We start from the raw sequence: 16423 nt of genomic DNA, 5'->3' as shown, positions 1-16423 counted from the left end.
TCAGCCGGGCCGGCCTCCGGCCGCGGTCCATCCCGCGGCGAGCGTGCCGGCCCCCAGGACCGTGACGACCACACCGACCACGGGCGCACCGCCCCGCGCCAGAGTGACTCCGATCAGCACGACGAAAACCCCCCACACCAGGGTGGGACTGCGGGCCCCCTCCTCACCCCGGAGCAGCGCGCGGGCGATCAGTGCCGCACCCAGCGCGAAGACCAGGACCACGATCGCGAGCGTCAGCGAACGGCCGGCGTTGGACTCATGCCCCGTGATGGTGCGGATGATCAGCAGCACCCCGAGCACGAGCAGCACCACACCCTGGAGCGCCAGGAGTGCCGCCGGGAGCACCCGACGCCAGCCCGTTGAGAGGCGCGGGGGCGCGGATTCGCGGTCGTTGGATGACACCCGACGATGGTAGGCGGGGGCGTCATGTGACCAAGGACTCACCTTCGAGACCGAAATGCCGGACGGAAACCCTTGTGTCCCAGTGTTGGAGTCTGTGAAGGTAGGAACATCCGTGCGTGACGCGTCGTTGGGCTATGCAACAGATCGTTGCTGCCGGCTCCAGCCGCTGCGCCGGATCACCAAGCTGACGGACCAAAGTAGCTCCGTGTGCGCTAGCGCACGGGGTTTGATGTGCAAGGAGCGAAAACACATGGATTGGCGCAACCGCGCTGCGTGTCTGGACGAGGACCCCGAGCTGTTCTTCCCCATCGGGAACACCGGCCCCGCCCTGCAGCAGATCGAAGACGCCAAGGCCGTCTGTCGTCGCTGCCCCGTCATCGACACCTGCCTGAAGTGGGCTCTGGAGTCCGGCCAGGACGCCGGCGTCTGGGGCGGACTGTCCGAGGACGAGCGTCGGGCACTCAAGCGGCGCAACGCTCGTGCCCGCCGCGCCGGCTGACCTCAGCCGCCGCTGACCCGCACCCAGCACCGCACGACCGTCCCGGTTTCGGGGCCGTGCCCCCACGAGATCGACCCGGCCAGGTCGGTGACCAGGGACCGCACGATCTGCGTGCCGAGTCCGGCGCTGGACACCTCGAAGTCCGGGGGTAGCCCGCTGCCGTCGTCGCGCACCTCCATCACCAGATCGTCCCTTTCGCCGCCGCCACTGGCGGGTGTACGGCGTACGTCCACCTGCACCTGACCCCCTCGGTCGGCGAAGCCGTGCTCGACCGCGTTCTGGACGAGCTCCGCCAGAATCATCGCCAAGGTGGTGGCGTCCTCGGCGGTGAGGAAGCCGAACGAGCCGCTCAAGCTGCCGGTCACCCGGGTGCCGGACCGGTTCGCCAGCTCGATGGCGGCCGAGATGGACCGCTGCGCGATCTCGTCGAAGGACACATGGTCGTCCAGGCGCGCACTGAGCGTGTCGTGCACGTCCGCGATCGTCGCCACCCGGCGGACGGCGTCCTCCAGGGACGCGCGCGCCGCGGGGTCGGCCAGACGGCGGGCCTGCAGGCGCAGCACGGCGGCGACGGTCTGCAGATTGTTCTTCACCCGGTGGTGGATCTCGCGAATGGTGGCGTCCTTGGTGAGCAGCTCCCGCTCGCGTCGACGCTGCTCGGAGATGTCGCGCACGAGCAGGACCGCCCCCACCCGGGTGCCCCGCTCGACCAGCGGGATCGCCCGCGCGCTGACGACGGCGTCGCCGGAGTCGATCTCGGTGTGCCACGGCACGCGTCCGGCCACCACGAGCATCAGCTCCTCGTCCACCGGTCCGCGTTCCGGCAGCATCTGCTGCAGCACCGACGCCAGCCGCACCCCGACCAGCTCACCCGCGTAGCCGAGACGGTGCGCCGCGGACACCGCGTTGGGGCTGGCGTACGTGACCGCCCCCTCGGCATCCAGTCGCAGCACCCCGTCACCGACCCTGGGTGCGCCACGACGGCCCTGCGCGGCGGAATCCCGTTGCGGGAACTCCCCGTCCGCGATCATCCGGGCGAGCGCATCGGCGGTCGCCAGATAAGTCACCTCCAGCCGACTGAGGGTGCGCATCGCGGCCAGATTGGTGTAGCGGGTGAGGACGGCGATCACCCGTCCGTCCATCACGACCGGTACCGCCTCGGAGCGGACTGGCGCCTCGCTGCGCCACAACGTCGTGGCCGAGCGGATCTGGCGGCGCTCGTCGTAGGCCTGCTGCACGAACTCGTCCCGCGGCAGATCCAACTCCCGCCCGACCAGGTCCTCGGTGAAGACGCCGACCCCGGTCGTCGGGCGGACGTGTGCTGCCGCCACCCAGGTGCCCTCGGTCGAGGGCACCCAGAGGGCGAGGTCGGCGAAGGACAGGTCGGCGATGAGCTGCCAGTCGGCGACCAGCAGGTGCAGCCACTCGACCTCCGGCTCCTGCAGGGCCGTGCATTCGGCGACGACGTCCTTCAGCGAGGGCACGGCGCGAGCCTAGCGAGCGTGCGTGGCCGACCCCGATCTGATTACCGAGCGCAGGGTGCGCAGCGCCACCGACAGCGGCGCCAGACCGGGGTGCTCCAGCTCCGAGAGGCCTTGCAGCGCCTGACCGGCCCGGGTCACCGATTCGGTGTTGGCCTGCACCCAGTTCTCGAGCCGCTCGGTCGCGGTCAGGTCGTCGGGCGTGCCGGCGATGACCGCCGCCGTGAACGCGTCGAGGACGCCGTACAGGTCATCGCGCACGGCACCGCGCGCGAGCGCGTCCCACCGGTCCTCGCGCGGCAGCGCGGACACGGCGTGCAGCAGCCGGTCCACGCCCAGGCGCTCGGAGAGCGCGAAGTAGACCTGGGCGATGTCCTGCACCGGCGTGCCGGTCCGGTGCGCCTGCTCGGTGATGTCGAGCAGTGAGTACGCGTCCAACAGCGCCGCCGCCTGCCCGGCCAGCTCGTGCGGGACTCCCGGCGCGCCGAAGATGGTGGTCTCCCTGGCCCAACGCTCGTGCTCGGTGCCCTGCAGCAGCTGCGGCAGTTGCGGCATCAGCTCGGCGACGACCGGGGCGAAGCGTGCGATCTCGCTGCCGATGTCGAGCGCCACGGGACGACTGTGCAGCAGCCACCGAGTGGTGCGGTCGATCAGCCGGCGGAACTCCAGGTAGAGCCTGGTCTGCACGTCGGTCGGCACCAGGTTGTCCAGCGCCTCGACCTGCCGCACGAACCCGGCCAGGTCGAAGATCTCGCGCGCGATGACATACGCGCGGGTGACCCGTTCCGGCGAAGCGCCCGTCTCCTCGCTGGTCCGGAAGGCGAAGGTGATCCCGCCCCGGTTGACCAGGGAGTTGACGACCGTGTTGATCACGATCTCCCGGCGCAGCGGGTGCTGGGCCAGATCGGCGGCGTACTCCTCGCGCAACTGGCGCGGGAAGTAGTCGACCAGGGTCTCCTCGAACCACGGGTCGTCCGTCAGGCCGCTGTCGGCCAAGTCCGCCTTGAGGACGAGCTTGGCGTAGGCGACCAGGACGGAGAACTCCGGCGAGGTGAGACCGCCGCCGTTCGCCTCACGGTCGGCCATCTCGGCATCGCTCGGCAGGAACTCCAGCTCCCGGTCCAGCTCGCCACGCTCGACGAGCCAGTCGGTGAACCGGCGGTGCACCCCGACCATCGCGTGCCGTTGCGCGCGGGCGTTGCCGAGCAGCACGTTCTGCTCGTAGTTGTCGCGCAGCACCCGCCGGCCGATCTCGTCGGTCATGCTGTGCAGCAACGCATCCCGCTGAGCGCGATCGAAGCGTCCGCGGCGCATCAGGTCCGTCACCAGGATCTTGATGTTGACCTCGTGGTCGGAGGTGTCGACGCCGGCGGAGTTGTCGATGGCGTCGGTGTTGACCCGGATGCCCGACTGCGCGGCCTCGATCCGGCCCAACTGGGTCGCACCGAGGTTGCCGCCCTCGCCGATCACCTTGCACCGCAGCTGCTTCCCGTCGACCCGGATCGCGTCGTTGGCGCGGTCGCCGACCTGGGCGTTGCTCTCCACGGCGGACTTCACGTAGGTGCCGATCCCGCCGTTCCAGAAGAGATCGACCGGTGCCAGCAGGATGGCGCGCATCAGATCGGCCGGCGCGAGGGCGCGTACGCCGTCGGGCAGGCCGAGTGCGGTGCGCACCTCGGCGCTGATCGGCACCGACTTCATCGTCCGTGGATAGACACCGCCGCCGGGTGACAACAGGCTCGCGTCGTAGTCGGCCCACGAGGACCGCGGCAGATCGAAGAGCCGCCGGCGTTCGGCGTAGGACGTGGCGGCGTCCGGCGTGGGGTCCAGGAAGATGTGCCGGTGGTCGAACGCCGCGACCAGTCGGATGTGCGGTGAGCACAGCATCCCGTTGCCGAAGACGTCGCCGCTCATGTCGCCGACGCCGGCGACGGTGAACTCCTCGGCCTGCGTGTCCAGCCCCATCTCGCGGAAGTGCCGCTTGACCGACTCCCACGCACCGCGGGCGGTGATGCCCATGGCCTTGTGGTCGTAGCCGGCCGATCCGCCGGACGCGAAGGCGTCGTCGAGCCAGAAGCCGTAGTCCTGCGCCACGCCGTTGGCGATGTCGGAGAAGGACGCGGTGCCCTTGTCCGCGGCCACGACCAGGTAGGTGTCGTCGCCGTCGTGGCGCACGACGTCCCGCGGCGGGACGACGACGCCGTCCACCAGGTTGTCGGTGAGGTCGAGCAGGCCGCTGATGAAGTGCTTGTAGCAGGTGATCCCCTCGGCCATCCAGGCCTCGCGGTCGGACGGGTCGGGCAGCGCCTTGGCGAAGAAGCCGCCCTTGGATCCGGTCGGCACGATGACCGAGTTCTTGACCGTCTGCGCCTTGACCAGGCCGAGGACCTCGGTACGGAAGTCCTCCCGTCGGTCACTCCAGCGCAGCCCACCGCGAGCGATCGGGCCGAAACGCAGGTGCACGCCCTCGACCCGCGGGCTGTAGACCCAGATCTCGAAGTGCGGCTTGGGGCTCGGCATACCGGTGATCGCCCGGGGGTCGAGCTTGAGGCTGAGGACGTCGAGGTGCGTGCCGTCTGCCTTGCGGGCGAAGGCGTTGGTGCGGGTGGTGGCGAGCACCACCTCCATCACCGTGCGCAGCACCTTCTCCTCGTCCAGGCTGCTGACGTCGGCGAGGCCCTGCTCGATGCGTTCGACGAAGCGGTCCTGGGCCGCCGCGCGATCCTCGTCGTACGCCGGGTCGAACCGGGCTTCGAAGAGCGCGACCAGCGCCCGCGTGATGTCGACGTTCGTGGTGAGGGTCTCCTCCACGAAGCGCTGGCTGCGCCCGAAGTCGATCTGCTGCAGGTACTTGGCGATGCTGCGCAGCATCGCGACCTGCCGCCAGTTCAACCCCGCGCGCAGCACCAGCGCGCCGAGACCGTCGCTCTGCGCGCGGCCGGCCACCACGGCCATGTAGGCGTCCTGGAAGCGCTCGCGCACCTGCGCGGCGTCCTGCTCGGTGCCCCAGAACTGCTCGCTCGCCGCCCGCAGGCCGAAGTCGTAGATGTGCACGACCACGCCGTCGGCGCGCCGCATCGTGTAGGGACGCTCATCGGTGACGTCGACGCCGAGCCCGGTGAAGACCGGGAGGATCTCGGTGAGGATCAGCCGGGAACGGCGGAAGAGCTTGAACCGGCGCTCCCGCGGATCGGCGCCGGGCTCGCGATAGAGCGTCAGCTTGGTGTCGTCGTCGCTGGCCAGCGCCTCGATCCGGCGAAGGTCGGCGACCCCCTGGCGGGCCGTGAAGTCCTCCTTGTACGCCTCGGGGAACGCCCGGGCGTAGAGGCTCATCACCCGCGCGGAGGCGTCCTCGCCGTCTTCCGCACGGCTGACGGCGCCGAGCCGCTCGCCCCAGCTCTGGGTGCTCTCCAGCACCTCTTCGCGCAGCCGGTCCAGGTCGACCTCGGGGATCGGCTGCCCGGGCGCCGGGCGCACCACGAAGTGCAACCGCGCCAACGAGGAGTCGCCGACACTGGTGGTCCAGTCGATCGAGCGGGCGTCGTACGCCGAGCGCAGCACCTTCTCGATCGCGAGCCGCACCGAGGTGTTGTAGCGGTCCCGGTGCACGTAGACGAGCACCGACACGAAGCGACCGAACTCGTCGATCCGGCGCAGGACACCGGGCTTGCTGCGCTCCTGCAGCCGCATCACGGCGGTGACCGTGCGGTGCAGCTCCTCGGTGCCCGTCTGGAAGAGCTCGTCGCGCGGGAAGGACTCCAGGACCTGCAGCAGGTCCTTCTCCGAGTGGCTCTCGGCGAGGAAGCCCGAGCGGCGGATGACCTCGGCGACCCGGTCCCGGATCACCGGCACCGCGAGCACCGACTCCGTGTAGGCCGTCGAGGTGAAGAGCCCGAGGAAGCGCCGCTCCCCCACGACCGCGCCCTGCTCGTCGAAGGTGCGCACACCGATGTAGTCGAGGTACTGGGGCCGATGCACGGTGGACCGGGTGTTGGCCTTGGTCACCGTGAGCAGCCGCGGATCGCGAGCGCTGGCACGGGCGTTCGGGGTCAACCGGGCGAAGGACTTCGACTCGTCGGACGCGCCGCGCAGGATGCCGAGGCCCCCGGACGGGGTCGCCCGAAGCACCACCTCACCGTCGACCTCGTCGAGGACGTAGTCGCGGTAGCCGAGGAAGGTGAAGTGCCCGTCGGCCAGCCACCGCAGGAAGTTGGAGGTGCGGGTGACGATCTCGGTGGGCACCGGGTACGGCGGGTGGTCCGCCAGGTCCGTGGCGATCTGGGTGCACCGGGCACTCATCGCGTGCCAGTCGGTGACGGCCAGGCGGACGTCGTGCAGCACGCTGCGCAGCCGCTCGGCCAGGTCGTCGTCCTCGGCGCTGTCCGCGGACAGGTCGATCTCGAAGTGCATCCACGCCTCGGCGATGCCCTCCGCGCCGCTGCCGTCCTGCACGACCTCCTGCAGCGTGCCGGCAGCGTCGCGGCGTACCCGCAGCTGCGGGTGGATCAGCAGATGCACGCCGCGCTCCCCGAGCGCGGCGAGCACGGAGTCCACGAGGAACGGCATGTCGTCGGTGACGATCTGCAGCACCGCGTAGGAGCAGGACCACCCGTCGGTGTCCTCCTGCGGGGAGAAGATCCGCAGCCTGGTGGTGTCTGCGGGACGGTCAGCGGCGAGCTGCAGGTGACTGCGGACGATGCCGGCGAGGGACGCGGGCCCGTTCGCCCGCAGATCCTCGTCCGCCACGTGGCGGAAGTACTGCTCGACCAGCCACGGCGGGGCCGGATCCGGCTTGTGGTCGGTCATCGCTGCGCAGTCGCGCAACAGGTCGGTGCGGGAGCTCGAAGCCGCGCTCATCGGGATGCCTTGGGACCTTCACTGTGCGGGGTCGGACGCACCTCGTTGTACGCCCGGTCCGACCTTATCCCTGACCACCCGGCACTTAGGGTGAGCGCCATGGGCAACCGGCTACAGGCAGCGAGAAGCATCGTCGCCACGGTGCCGCAGCTGCTCGGCGTGCAGGTGGAGACGGCCGATGCCGGCACCGCCGACGCGGTCGCCGAAGCGATCGAGCGGATCGCGGAGGGTCTGCTGCGATGGCATGACCGGCTGGCGCTGGGCGCCGACCTCGCCGAGGCCGGGCTCATCGACGAGTCCACGCCAAGCCCGCGACGGGACGGGGACGACGTGGCACCGCGCGCGCCTGCCGCGCTGCGGGCCGGGATCCGCCGTGGCCGACTTCCCGGCCGCCCGGTCACGCTGCACCTGGCGGCTGCCGAGCTGCGGGCCGTCGTACGGCGCGTGGGTGATGCGACCCGGGAGCTGACGGACGTCGCCGGCACGGGGGACCAACCGGACGCGGGCGCTCGCCTCGTCGTCGATCAGTGTCTCTGTCTCGCAACGGAGTTGGATTCGCTCGCCGATCTGCTCCAGACCGAGGGCGATCGACTGACGAATGCGGAGTCCGTCGAACAGCGTGATCAGGTACTCGCCAGGGTGGTGCGTGGCGAGCACCGACTGACCCGCGCGGCCATGGTTACCCTGACGCCATGAAGATCGAAGAGAAGTGGGTCTATCCCGCCTCCGATGACGCCGTCTACGCGATGATCGTCGACCCTGCCTTCCAGGAGGCCAAGTGCGTGGCGACCAAGGCCGTCGAGCATTCGGTCGAGATCGAGCCGGACGGCGGTGGGCACACCGTGGTCACCCATCGCACCATGTCGACCGCGTCGTTCCCGTCGCAGTTCAAGTCGATGATCGGTGACTCCTTGAAGATCACCGAGACGCAGGCGTGGGGAGCGCCCGACGCGGACGGCGTCCGCGAGGCGCAGTTGTCGGTCGTCATCGCGGGTGTGCCGATCGCGCTGACCGGCACCATCACCGCCACACCGTCGGGGACCCGCGGCAAGGACACCGTGATGGACGTCGCCGGCGATCTCAAGGCACGCATCCCGCTCATCGGCGGCAAGATCGAGCAGGCGGCGGCTCCCGCCATCGTCTCGGCCGTCCGGTCCGAGGCTGAGACGGGCAAGGAGTACCTCGCGCGCTGAGTCGGCGCGCGAGGCCTCCCCGTCAGCCCATCGCCGGGTAGGGGTGGCTCGTCGGCGGGACGAACGTCTCCTTGATCGAGCGCGGGCTGGTCCACCGCAGCAGGTTGACCGGCGCGCCCGCCTTGTCGTTGGTGCCCGATGCCCGGCCGCCGCCGAACGGCTGCTGCCCGACGACCGCGCCGGTGGGCTTGTCGTTGATGTAGAAGTTGCCGGCGGCGAAGCGCAGCCGCTTCGTCGCGTCGGCGATCACCATCCGGTCCTGGGCGAGGATCGCGCCGGTGAGCGCGTACGACGCGACCGACTCCATCTGGTCCAGCACCTTGTCGTAGTCCGCGTCCTGGTAGACGTGCACGGCCAGGATCGGCCCGAAGTACTCGGTGCTGAAGATCTCGTGGCCCGGGTCGCTCACCTCGAGCACGGTCGGGCGCACGAAGTAGCCGACCGAGTCGTCGTACGTGCCACCCGCCACCACCTCGATGTCGGCGTGCGCGTGGGCCATGTCGATCGCGGCCTTGTGCTTGGCGAAGGCGCGGTCGTCGATGACGGCACCCATGAAGTTGGAGAAGTCGGTCACGTCACCGACTGCGAGGCCGTCGGTGATGGAGACCAGTTCGTCCTTGATCTGCTTCCACAGGCTCGCCGGGACGTACGCGCGCGACGCCGCCGAGCACTTCTGCCCCTGGTACTCGAACGCGCCACGGATCATGGCGGTGCGCAGCACGTCCGGGTCGGCGCTGGGGTGCGCCAGGATGAAGTCCTTGCCGCCGGTCTCACCGACGAGGCGCGGGTAGGTGCGGTAACCGGTCAGGTTCGCGCCCACCGTCTGCCACAGGCTCTGGAACGTCGGGGTCGAGCCGGTGAAGTGCACCCCGGCCAGGTCGCGGTCCGCGAGCGCGACCTTGGACACCTCCAGGCCGTCGCCGGTGACCAGGTTGATCACCCCGTCCGGCAGCCCGGCCGCCTCCAGCACCTCCATGGTCAGCTGCGCGGCCCGCTGCTGCGTGGGTGAGGGCTTCCACACCACCGTGTTGCCCATCAGCGCCGGCGCCGTGGGCAGGTTGCCGGCGATCGCGGTGAAGTTGAACGGCGTGATCGCGTAGACGAAGCCCTCGAGCGGTCGGTGGTCGGTGCGGTTCCACACGCCGTTCGCGTTGGCCATCGGCTGCTCGGCCATGATGTCGCGGGCGAAATGCACGTTGTAGCGCCAGAAGTCGATCAGCTCGCAGGCGCTGTCGATCTCCGCCTGCACGACGGTCTTGCTCTGGCCGAGCATCGTCGCGGCGTTCAGGCGTGCCCGCCAGGGGCCGGCGAGCAGGTCGGCGGCCTTGAGCAGCACCGAGGCGCGGTCGTCGAAGGACAGTTCGCGCCACCCGGGCGCCGCCGCCTTCGCCGCGTCGACCGCGTGCTGCGCGTCGGAGGCGGTGGCGTTGCGCATCGTGCCCAGCACCTTGCGGTGGGCGTGCGGCTGGCGCACGTCGATCGGCTCGCCGCCGCCGGTGACCCGCTTGCCGCCGATGGTGTGCGGTAGGTCGACCGGCGCCGACGCCAGCTGCTCCAGCGCGACGTCCAGATCCGCGCGCTCGGGACTGCCCGGCCGGTACTCCAGGACGGGCTCGTTACGGGGGGCGGGGACGGACGTGACGGCATCCATGAGCGGTGGCTCCTTCGTGCGGGGGCAGCGCAGAGCCGAGGAGGCCCTGCATACGGTCCCGCCATGGTGGCACGACGACGCGGAGTACGCCGATCGGGCCCGGCTGCGCTCAGGCCTCGCCGAGGTCGAGCAGCAGCTGCGCCAGCTCGGTCACGTCGTACCAGGACAGGTCCAGGTCGCTGTCCGGATCGCGTTCGCCCGCGGGGTCCAGCACCTGCAGGCTGACCACGCGCCGCAGGTCGAGCCCCTCGCGGACGAGCACCCGGCCCGGTGATCCCTCATCCCCCGCGGCGGGCGGCTGCACCAGTTCGTCGTCGACGTCCGCTGCGACGACCACCCGGCCGCCGCGACTGGCGGACTGCAGCGCTGCCTCCTGCAGAGCGGCGTACTCGCGACCCTCGTCGTCCTCCGACGCCGGCAGCGTCTCCGTCAGCAGCTCGGTGACGGCGAACCCCACCAGCTCGTCGTCGGGCAGACGTCGTGTGCCCTGCAATGTGTGCAGCTGCGACGCCGTCAGCGGCAGGTAGACCCGTTTCATGCTGCTCCCTCGTGCGCCAGCTCGGCCAGCGCGTCCTCGATGCACTGCCCCAACACGTCCAGATCGGGCATCGCGTCGCGGTCGGCGTTCAGCCCGAAGCAGACCTTCCCGTCGTACGACGTGAGCCCGATCGTGAGCGCCTGGCCCTTGGCCAGAGGGATCACGGGGTAGGTGCTCTCCAGTTGCGCGTCGGCCGCGTAGAGCGGCTGCTGCGGGCCGGGGACGTTGGTGATCACCAGGTTGAACATGCGACGCGAGATGGCGCTGCCCAGCCGGGAGCCCAGGGAGTGCAGCGTCGTCGGCGCGTACCCGCCGAGGCTGGCCAGCGACCGCGCACTGGCACCTCCCTCGACCTGTTGCTGCATGTCGTAGGCGACCTGATGCAGGCGCATCATCGGCCGCGGCTCCCCCACCGGCAGATCGATGAAGCACGGCACCACCAGTCCGCTCTCACCCTCGCGCCCGGCGACGCTGAGCGGCACCATGGCGCGGATCTTCTCCGCACCGCCCATGCCCTCACCCCGGGTCATCAGCCAGGTGCGCAGTGCGCCCGTGATGGTCGCCAGCACGACGGCGTGCACGGTGATGGAGGTGACGGGTGTGATCTCGCCGTCGGGCGACTCCTGCAGGTCCTCCGCGGCGGCCACCCGGTTGCGGACCGCCTGATAGGCCGCCAGGTCGCTCTCGACCATGACATAGCGGCGATGTGCGCCGATCGGTCGGTTCAAAGGACTGGACGGGGCCGGCCGCGTGACGCTGCGGGCGAGCACTCCGGCGACGTCTCCGACGGTCGAGAGAGCCTGTGTCGCAATGGATCTGACGCCGGTGACGGCGTCGCGTACTCCGCGGGCGACCTCGGTCGGACGGCGCAGCACATCGACGGCCGCCGCCGCGAGCAACTCCATGTCACTGGGCGCCTTCGCCGGTCGCCACAACCGCGGCAGCGCGACCTCACGGCCCGGGTCGGCGTCGACGATGACCTGGGTCAGGTCGACCGCGTTCTGACCGTCCACGAGCGCCTCGTGGGTCTTGGTGACGAGCGCGAACCGGCCTCGCTCCAGACCCTCGACCAGGTAGATCTCCCACAGCGGCCGGTCGCGGTCCAGAGCACGCGCCTGGATGCGGGCGACGAACTCCTCCAGCTGCGCGACCGTCCCCGGCCGCGGCAGCGCGGAGCGGCGTACGTGGTAGCTGAGGTCGAAGTCCTCGTCGTCCACCCACACCGGCGGGCTGACCCGGCCCGGCACCTCCCGCACCCGCTGGCGGTAGCGGGGCACGTAGGAGATCCGGTTGCCGACCAGGTCGAGCAGCAGCTCGTAGGAGAACCCGTCCGGCCCGGGTTCGAAGATCATCACCGACCCGACGTGCAGGGGCGTCGTGGCCTGCTCCAGATAGAGGAACGAGGCATCGAGGGAACTGAGTCGGTCGGCCACGACGCCATGCTGCCAGACGACGTCGGCCCGTCACGCCGGACCGGAGCCTCGGCGCAGTACGCGTAACCGCCCGCGGCGACTCAGGTGCTCCACGCCCGACAGCCGGGCCGCGAGCGCCCGGATCGCCTCGCGCGCGGGCGAATGCGAGGCGCCGGCGGCCAGCGTGCGGCCGGCGAGCAGTGCGGCGTCGATAGCCTCCCGGTCCTCGGGCACCAGACTCAGATCGCTGACGCCGGCGAATCTGTGCAGCGCCTCGGTGACCTTGGTCTCGGGAGAACTCCCGACCGCGGAACTGCGCACCCTGGTGACCACCACCGTGGGATCCACGCGCACCACAGGACGCAGGTCCTCCAGTGCCCGGACGAGGCGCTGCAGCCCGACGGGATCGGCCGTGCCGACCACCACGACCGTGTCCGCGGCGCGCAAGGTGGCGAGCGTGGCGGCGTTGCGGCGGGGAGCCAGCGTGTCGTAGCTGAGCTCCTCGTCCTCCTCGATCGGCGCGGCGCAGTCGACGACGACGTGGTCGACCATCGCGCGGGCGGTGTGCAGCACCTCGGTGAGGGCGTCCTCGCGGATCTCCGGCCACCGGGACGCACGCGAGATGCCGGTCAACACGCGGAATCCCGGATCGACCACGGGTGCCACGGCTGCCAGGGAGGGCACGTCGAGCCGGCCGGCCTCGGCCAGCCGCATCGCCGCGGCGATCCCGGGCGCCTCGTCGAGCAGCGCCAGCAACTGACCGACGCACGCGCCGTAGGTGTCGGCGTCGACCACCATCGCCGACCTGCCGCTCAGGACGAGCTCCGCGGCCAGGTTGACCGCCACCGTCGTCCGCCCGGGCGCTCCGACCGGACCCCACACGGCGATGATCCCGCTCCCGCGCGGCTCGTCCTCGTGATCCTGGTCGTCGTCCTCCTCTTCCTCGTCCACGGCGTCCGGGGCGCCCTGCGGATCTCCCACGAGGAGCGCCAGCTCGGCGTCGACGTCACCGGCCGGTGCCCGCGGGTCGGACGTGGCGCCCGCCGCGGCGGCCAGCACGTGCGCCACCAGGGCGCGGGGGTCGTGCACGCTCACCACGCGCGGCACCGCCCACTGCCGCAGCGTGCGCTCCTGCACCTCGTCATAGGGATCGAAGACGCCGACCAGCTGCACACCGCTGGCGCGCAGGTCGGCAAGGGTCGAGCGGCGCACACCCGGCAGATCGGGCGAGATCACGGCGACCTGCGCCCGGCCGGCCTGCGCGACCGCGAGCAGGTCGGCGACGTCGGGGCACCGGCGCACTACGCGCAACTCGCTCTCGGTACCGAGCGCGGTGGCCACGGCGGCCTCCGACGGCGCGCTGACCGCCGTGACGACGGTCGTGCTCACGACCCGCCCCGCACCGGCGATCCTGCCGCCGGCACGAGATCGACCTTCGCGCCCTTGTTCACCGCGGCGAGGACCGCGGAGACCTGCGCGTCCGGGACCTGCACCTGCACCGAGTCGTCCGTGGTCCCCGCCCCGAGGCCCGAGGCCGGGGTCGAGATCCGGGCCACCAGCACACCGGAGATCAGCAGCTTGGGTTCCTGGTAGTCGGTGTCGCCGGTCGCCGCGGTCTGTTTGGCCGACACGTAGAGATCGACGATCGATCCGGCGACGAGGATCGCGGACTGCCCCGTGGTGGCCGGCAGCGCGATGGTCTTCTCGTGCAGCGAGGACCCGTCGCCGACGGCCGACACCGGCACCAGCTCTCCGCTCTGCACCGTGCGCACCACCTGGCCGTGCGGCAGACGGCGTCCCGCCTTCAGGTATCCGGCGTGCGGCCCGTCCATCCGCACCTTGACCGATCTCACGTCGCCCTTTCCGATGGTCTGACCGGGCACGAGCGTGTGCGACGCCTGCAGCATCTCGACCGAGGAGTCGAAATGGGAGAGCGCGGCGGCGCCGGTGAGCATCGCGACCAGCACGAGGAGCACGCCGGCGATCAGGCGCCCGTCCCGCCACGACGGCCGCTGCAGCCGCGCTGCGGCGGGCGCGGGCAGCGAGACGTGACTGCCCCGTCGACGAAGCTGTGGCATCGGTGACCTCCCGGCGTCAGTGTCGCGGCACCCACGGTCGTCCACAACCGAAACGGCGCAACTGACCCTCGTGGGCCACAATGGGGCGGTGCCCGCTCGATTCGTGCAGATCGCCGACGTCGCCGAGACGCTCAACATCTCCGCCCGCCAGGCCTACGGATTGGTCGCTTCAGGTGAGTTGCCCGCGATCAAGGTGGGCAAGAGCTGGCGGGTCGAGGTCGCCGAGCTGGAGAACTACATCCAGCGCGCGTACGCGCAGACGCGCACCCGCGTCGAGTCCGGCACCGTCGACGCCGACTGAGGGCCCGGTCAGCCGCGCCTGATCACCGCGATCGCCCGGAAGGGCACGGCGCGGTGGCCGGTGAGCACGCCCGACCTGCGCACCGCGTCGGCAGGGTGCTCGGCGATGTCGAGATGGTCCGACCCGACGGCGTCCACGGTGCCGACGACCACCCCGCGGTGGATGTCGTGCACCGCGACGGCACCTCGGTCGCGGGCGATGGCGCGCAGCGCGACCCCGATGCCGAACCGGCGCCCGAGACCCCGGCCGTCCGTACTGCGCACCGGCAGTCCGGTCACGGACAGCACCGCCGAGAACGGCAGCACGGCGCTGCCGAGCCGCCCGTGCCCCTGCTCGTCCAGCAGCAACCAGTCGGCACCCAGATCCTCCAGCGAGCCACGGACCGGGCCGCAGGGCGTGTGCACGGTCAACGGTGCACCGAGCGCCGCGGCCGCCCGGTCCGTCCAGGACACGGCAGCGCGTTCGCGGCGGGTGCGATCGGCCACCTGAGCGTCCAACTCCGCCCGATCGGCCGCGTCCAGTTGCGCCTCGAGGTCGGCGAACAACTCCGACCATCGCATGCGGCCAGGCTAGCGACGCGGCGACCCCAGCGAGGCAGATGTCATCAAATGACACCAAACGTCATAAAGCGTAGACAGATGTGTTCCATCGCACCTACAGTCCAAAGATGACGACATCCGACGGGATCGCCTCGAACCTTCGCCCCGGCCGCGCAGGTGCGCTCGGCGCGGGCGCGGTCGCCATGTTGCTGGTCGCGGCGTGGTGGTCGGTCCGATCGGTGACAGCGGTCTATGCCGACCTGGATCGGCGCGCGACCATCAGCACCGTCGACGCCGTTCCCCTGGTCATCCGCGGCGCGCTGGTCCTGGCCCTGCTCTGGGCGATCCTGGTCGTGCTCGCCGGCTTGCGCGTCGTCCGAAGCACTCCGCGCGAGCTGCCCGGCGGGCTCGTCGGTCGCGTCGCCCTGGTGCTGCTGGCCGCGACGATGACCACGACACTGGCCGGTCGACCCGCCGGCGCGCAGGCGGCCACCCTGCGCAGCGTCGATGCTGTCGTGCATGCCCCCGTGCCCGGCTTCGGCTCTGCCGTGCCCCGCAGCCGCGCGGAGATGGACGATTGCGCACCGGTTCCCGGCTGGACCGCACCGGCGCCCTCCCCCACCCGCGCTCGCGGCGCTGAGAGCGCGCCGTTGGTCACCGGCTGCGCGGGCAGCGCACACGACGGCACCGAGGTCGTCGTACGCCGTGGCGACAGTCTCTGGTCCCTCGTCGGCCGCGAGTTGCGCACCGACGACCCGGCCGCCATCGCCGCCGAGTGGCCGCGCTGGTACACCCACAACCGGCAGCTGATCGGTCCCGATCCCGACCTGCTTCAAGTCGGACAGATCCTCCACCGCCCCGAAGCGTCCGTGCTCATGAACACCCCCGCCCCGCAAGGAGATCCACGATGAGTTCGACAGCTTCGTCAACGGCTCCCGCGCACGTCGGCGTACGGCCGCTACGGATCCGGCCCGCGGTCGACGTGGAGCCCGGCGTGCTCAGTGAGGGCGAACTCGACCGCCTCTACGCCGACGCCGCCGGCATCGGACGCGGCGGCAGGCGCTACGTGCAGTCCTGCCTCGCGGTCGACTTCCGCAGCGCGAACGAGGACTCCTACTTCGGACCGCAGGCCACGCTGCGCACGCAGTTGCCCGAACCGGTCGCCTGGGTGCGGGCGATGACCGCGGCGCTGCTGGAGAGCATGACCGGGTCACGCCCGCCGCAGCAGTTCGCCCGGTCGATGACCACCGACCTGTACTCCGCGCTCTGCCGCCGGCACGCCGTCGCGAGACGGCGCGGGGCGGTCGGGGCGCGCCGCAGCGTCATCCGCAAGATCGCCACCTGCGAGCCCGCCGACGGCGTCGTCGAGGCAAGCGTGGTCGTGCACCACGAGGGCCGCGTACGGGCGATCGCGCTGCGGATCAGCGGGGTGGACGGCCGGTGGCTGATCACCGCGTTCGAGCTGGGCTGAA

Annotated in this window: 15 protein-coding genes; 6 read left to right on the top strand and 9 right to left on the bottom strand. The window is 71.0% G+C overall.

Features of this window, described 5'->3' with window-relative positions; translation table 11 throughout:
- Positions 1 to 402, bottom strand: coding sequence for a hypothetical protein (locus HNR15_RS04880; RefSeq protein WP_179479605.1), 402 nt, complete (start codon positions 400 to 402; stop codon positions 1 to 3).
- Between the two features lie 250 nt (positions 403 to 652).
- Here HNR15_RS04880 and HNR15_RS04875 point away from each other — a divergent pair, with 250 nt between their 5' ends.
- Positions 653 to 901: a WhiB family transcriptional regulator gene (locus tag HNR15_RS04875; protein ID WP_179479604.1), complete on the top strand. Its 249-nt coding sequence runs from the start codon at positions 653 to 655 to the stop codon at positions 899 to 901.
- Positions 902 to 903: 2 nt separating this feature from the next.
- Here the strand turns inward: HNR15_RS04875 and HNR15_RS04870 are convergent, their stop codons facing one another.
- Complete coding sequence (locus HNR15_RS04870) at positions 904 to 2385, bottom strand: histidine kinase N-terminal domain-containing protein (RefSeq protein WP_179479602.1); 1482 nt, start codon at positions 2383 to 2385, stop codon at positions 904 to 906.
- A 9-nt stretch (positions 2386 to 2394) separates the two neighbouring features.
- Positions 2395 to 7239, bottom strand: a complete 4845-nt coding sequence (locus HNR15_RS04865; protein ID WP_179479601.1) for an NAD-glutamate dehydrogenase — start codon at positions 7237 to 7239, stop codon at positions 2395 to 2397.
- 99 nt (positions 7240 to 7338) lie between these two features.
- Here HNR15_RS04865 and HNR15_RS04860 point away from each other — a divergent pair, with 99 nt between their 5' ends.
- The gene (locus HNR15_RS04860; protein ID WP_179479600.1) at positions 7339 to 7935 is read left to right on the top strand and encodes a hypothetical protein; all 597 of its coding nucleotides are present in this window, start codon (positions 7339 to 7341) and stop codon (positions 7933 to 7935) included.
- The gene (locus tag HNR15_RS04855) at positions 7932 to 8432 is read left to right on the top strand and encodes a DUF2505 domain-containing protein (protein WP_179479599.1); all 501 of its coding nucleotides are present in this window, start codon (positions 7932 to 7934) and stop codon (positions 8430 to 8432) included. The genes HNR15_RS04860 and HNR15_RS04855 overlap by 4 nt, the downstream gene beginning before the upstream one ends.
- A 22-nt stretch (positions 8433 to 8454) precedes the next feature.
- Here HNR15_RS04855 and pruA read toward each other — a convergent pair whose 3' ends face one another.
- The 5 genes from pruA to HNR15_RS04830 form a co-directional block, all read right to left on the bottom strand.
- Positions 8455 to 10083, bottom strand: coding sequence for an L-glutamate gamma-semialdehyde dehydrogenase (gene pruA / locus HNR15_RS04850; RefSeq protein ID WP_179479598.1), 1629 nt, complete (start codon positions 10081 to 10083; stop codon positions 8455 to 8457).
- A gap of 109 nt (positions 10084 to 10192) precedes the next feature.
- The gene (locus HNR15_RS04845; RefSeq protein ID WP_179479597.1) at positions 10193 to 10621 is read right to left on the bottom strand and encodes a DUF6912 family protein; all 429 of its coding nucleotides are present in this window, start codon (positions 10619 to 10621) and stop codon (positions 10193 to 10195) included.
- A complete protein-coding gene (locus HNR15_RS04840; protein WP_179479596.1) occupies positions 10618 to 12054 on the bottom strand; it encodes a wax ester/triacylglycerol synthase family O-acyltransferase in 1437 nt (478 codons plus the stop codon). Before HNR15_RS04840 ends, HNR15_RS04845 begins: the two co-directional genes overlap by 4 nt.
- A 30-nt stretch (positions 12055 to 12084) precedes the next feature.
- Positions 12085 to 13422 carry a CpaE/TadZ family protein gene (locus tag HNR15_RS04835; RefSeq protein ID WP_179479595.1) on the bottom strand — a complete coding sequence of 446 codons (1338 nt, stop codon included), beginning with the start codon at positions 13420 to 13422 and terminating at the stop codon, positions 12085 to 12087.
- Positions 13419 to 14111: a hypothetical protein gene (locus HNR15_RS04830; protein ID WP_179479593.1), complete on the bottom strand. Its 693-nt coding sequence runs from the start codon at positions 14109 to 14111 to the stop codon at positions 13419 to 13421. Before HNR15_RS04830 ends, HNR15_RS04835 begins: the two co-directional genes overlap by 4 nt.
- Positions 14112 to 14199: 88 nt before the next feature.
- On the opposite strand from HNR15_RS04830, the gene HNR15_RS04825 reads away from it, so the two are divergent.
- Entirely contained in the window at positions 14200 to 14412 is a 213-nt protein-coding gene (locus HNR15_RS04825; protein ID WP_179479591.1) for a helix-turn-helix domain-containing protein, read from the top strand.
- Between the two features lie 8 nt (positions 14413 to 14420).
- Here HNR15_RS04825 and HNR15_RS04820 read toward each other — a convergent pair whose 3' ends face one another.
- A complete protein-coding gene (locus tag HNR15_RS04820; RefSeq protein ID WP_179479589.1) occupies positions 14421 to 14972 on the bottom strand; it encodes a hypothetical protein in 552 nt (183 codons plus the stop codon).
- A 107-nt stretch (positions 14973 to 15079) separates the two neighbouring features.
- Here HNR15_RS04820 and HNR15_RS17900 point away from each other — a divergent pair, with 107 nt between their 5' ends.
- A complete protein-coding gene (locus tag HNR15_RS17900) occupies positions 15080 to 15862 on the top strand; it encodes a LysM peptidoglycan-binding domain-containing protein (protein WP_218883547.1) in 783 nt (260 codons plus the stop codon).
- Positions 15859 to 16422: an Rv3235 family protein gene (locus HNR15_RS04810; RefSeq protein ID WP_179479587.1), complete on the top strand. Its 564-nt coding sequence runs from the start codon at positions 15859 to 15861 to the stop codon at positions 16420 to 16422. Before HNR15_RS17900 ends, HNR15_RS04810 begins: the two co-directional genes overlap by 4 nt.
- The last annotated feature ends 1 nt before the right edge of the window (position 16423 follow it).

This window comes from Allobranchiibius huperziae (assembly GCF_013410455.1).
GTDB lineage: Bacteria > Actinomycetota > Actinomycetes > Actinomycetales > Dermatophilaceae > Allobranchiibius > Allobranchiibius huperziae.
Note: the sequence above shows the minus strand (reverse complement) of the source record. Positions and strands in the feature narration are given on the sequence as shown.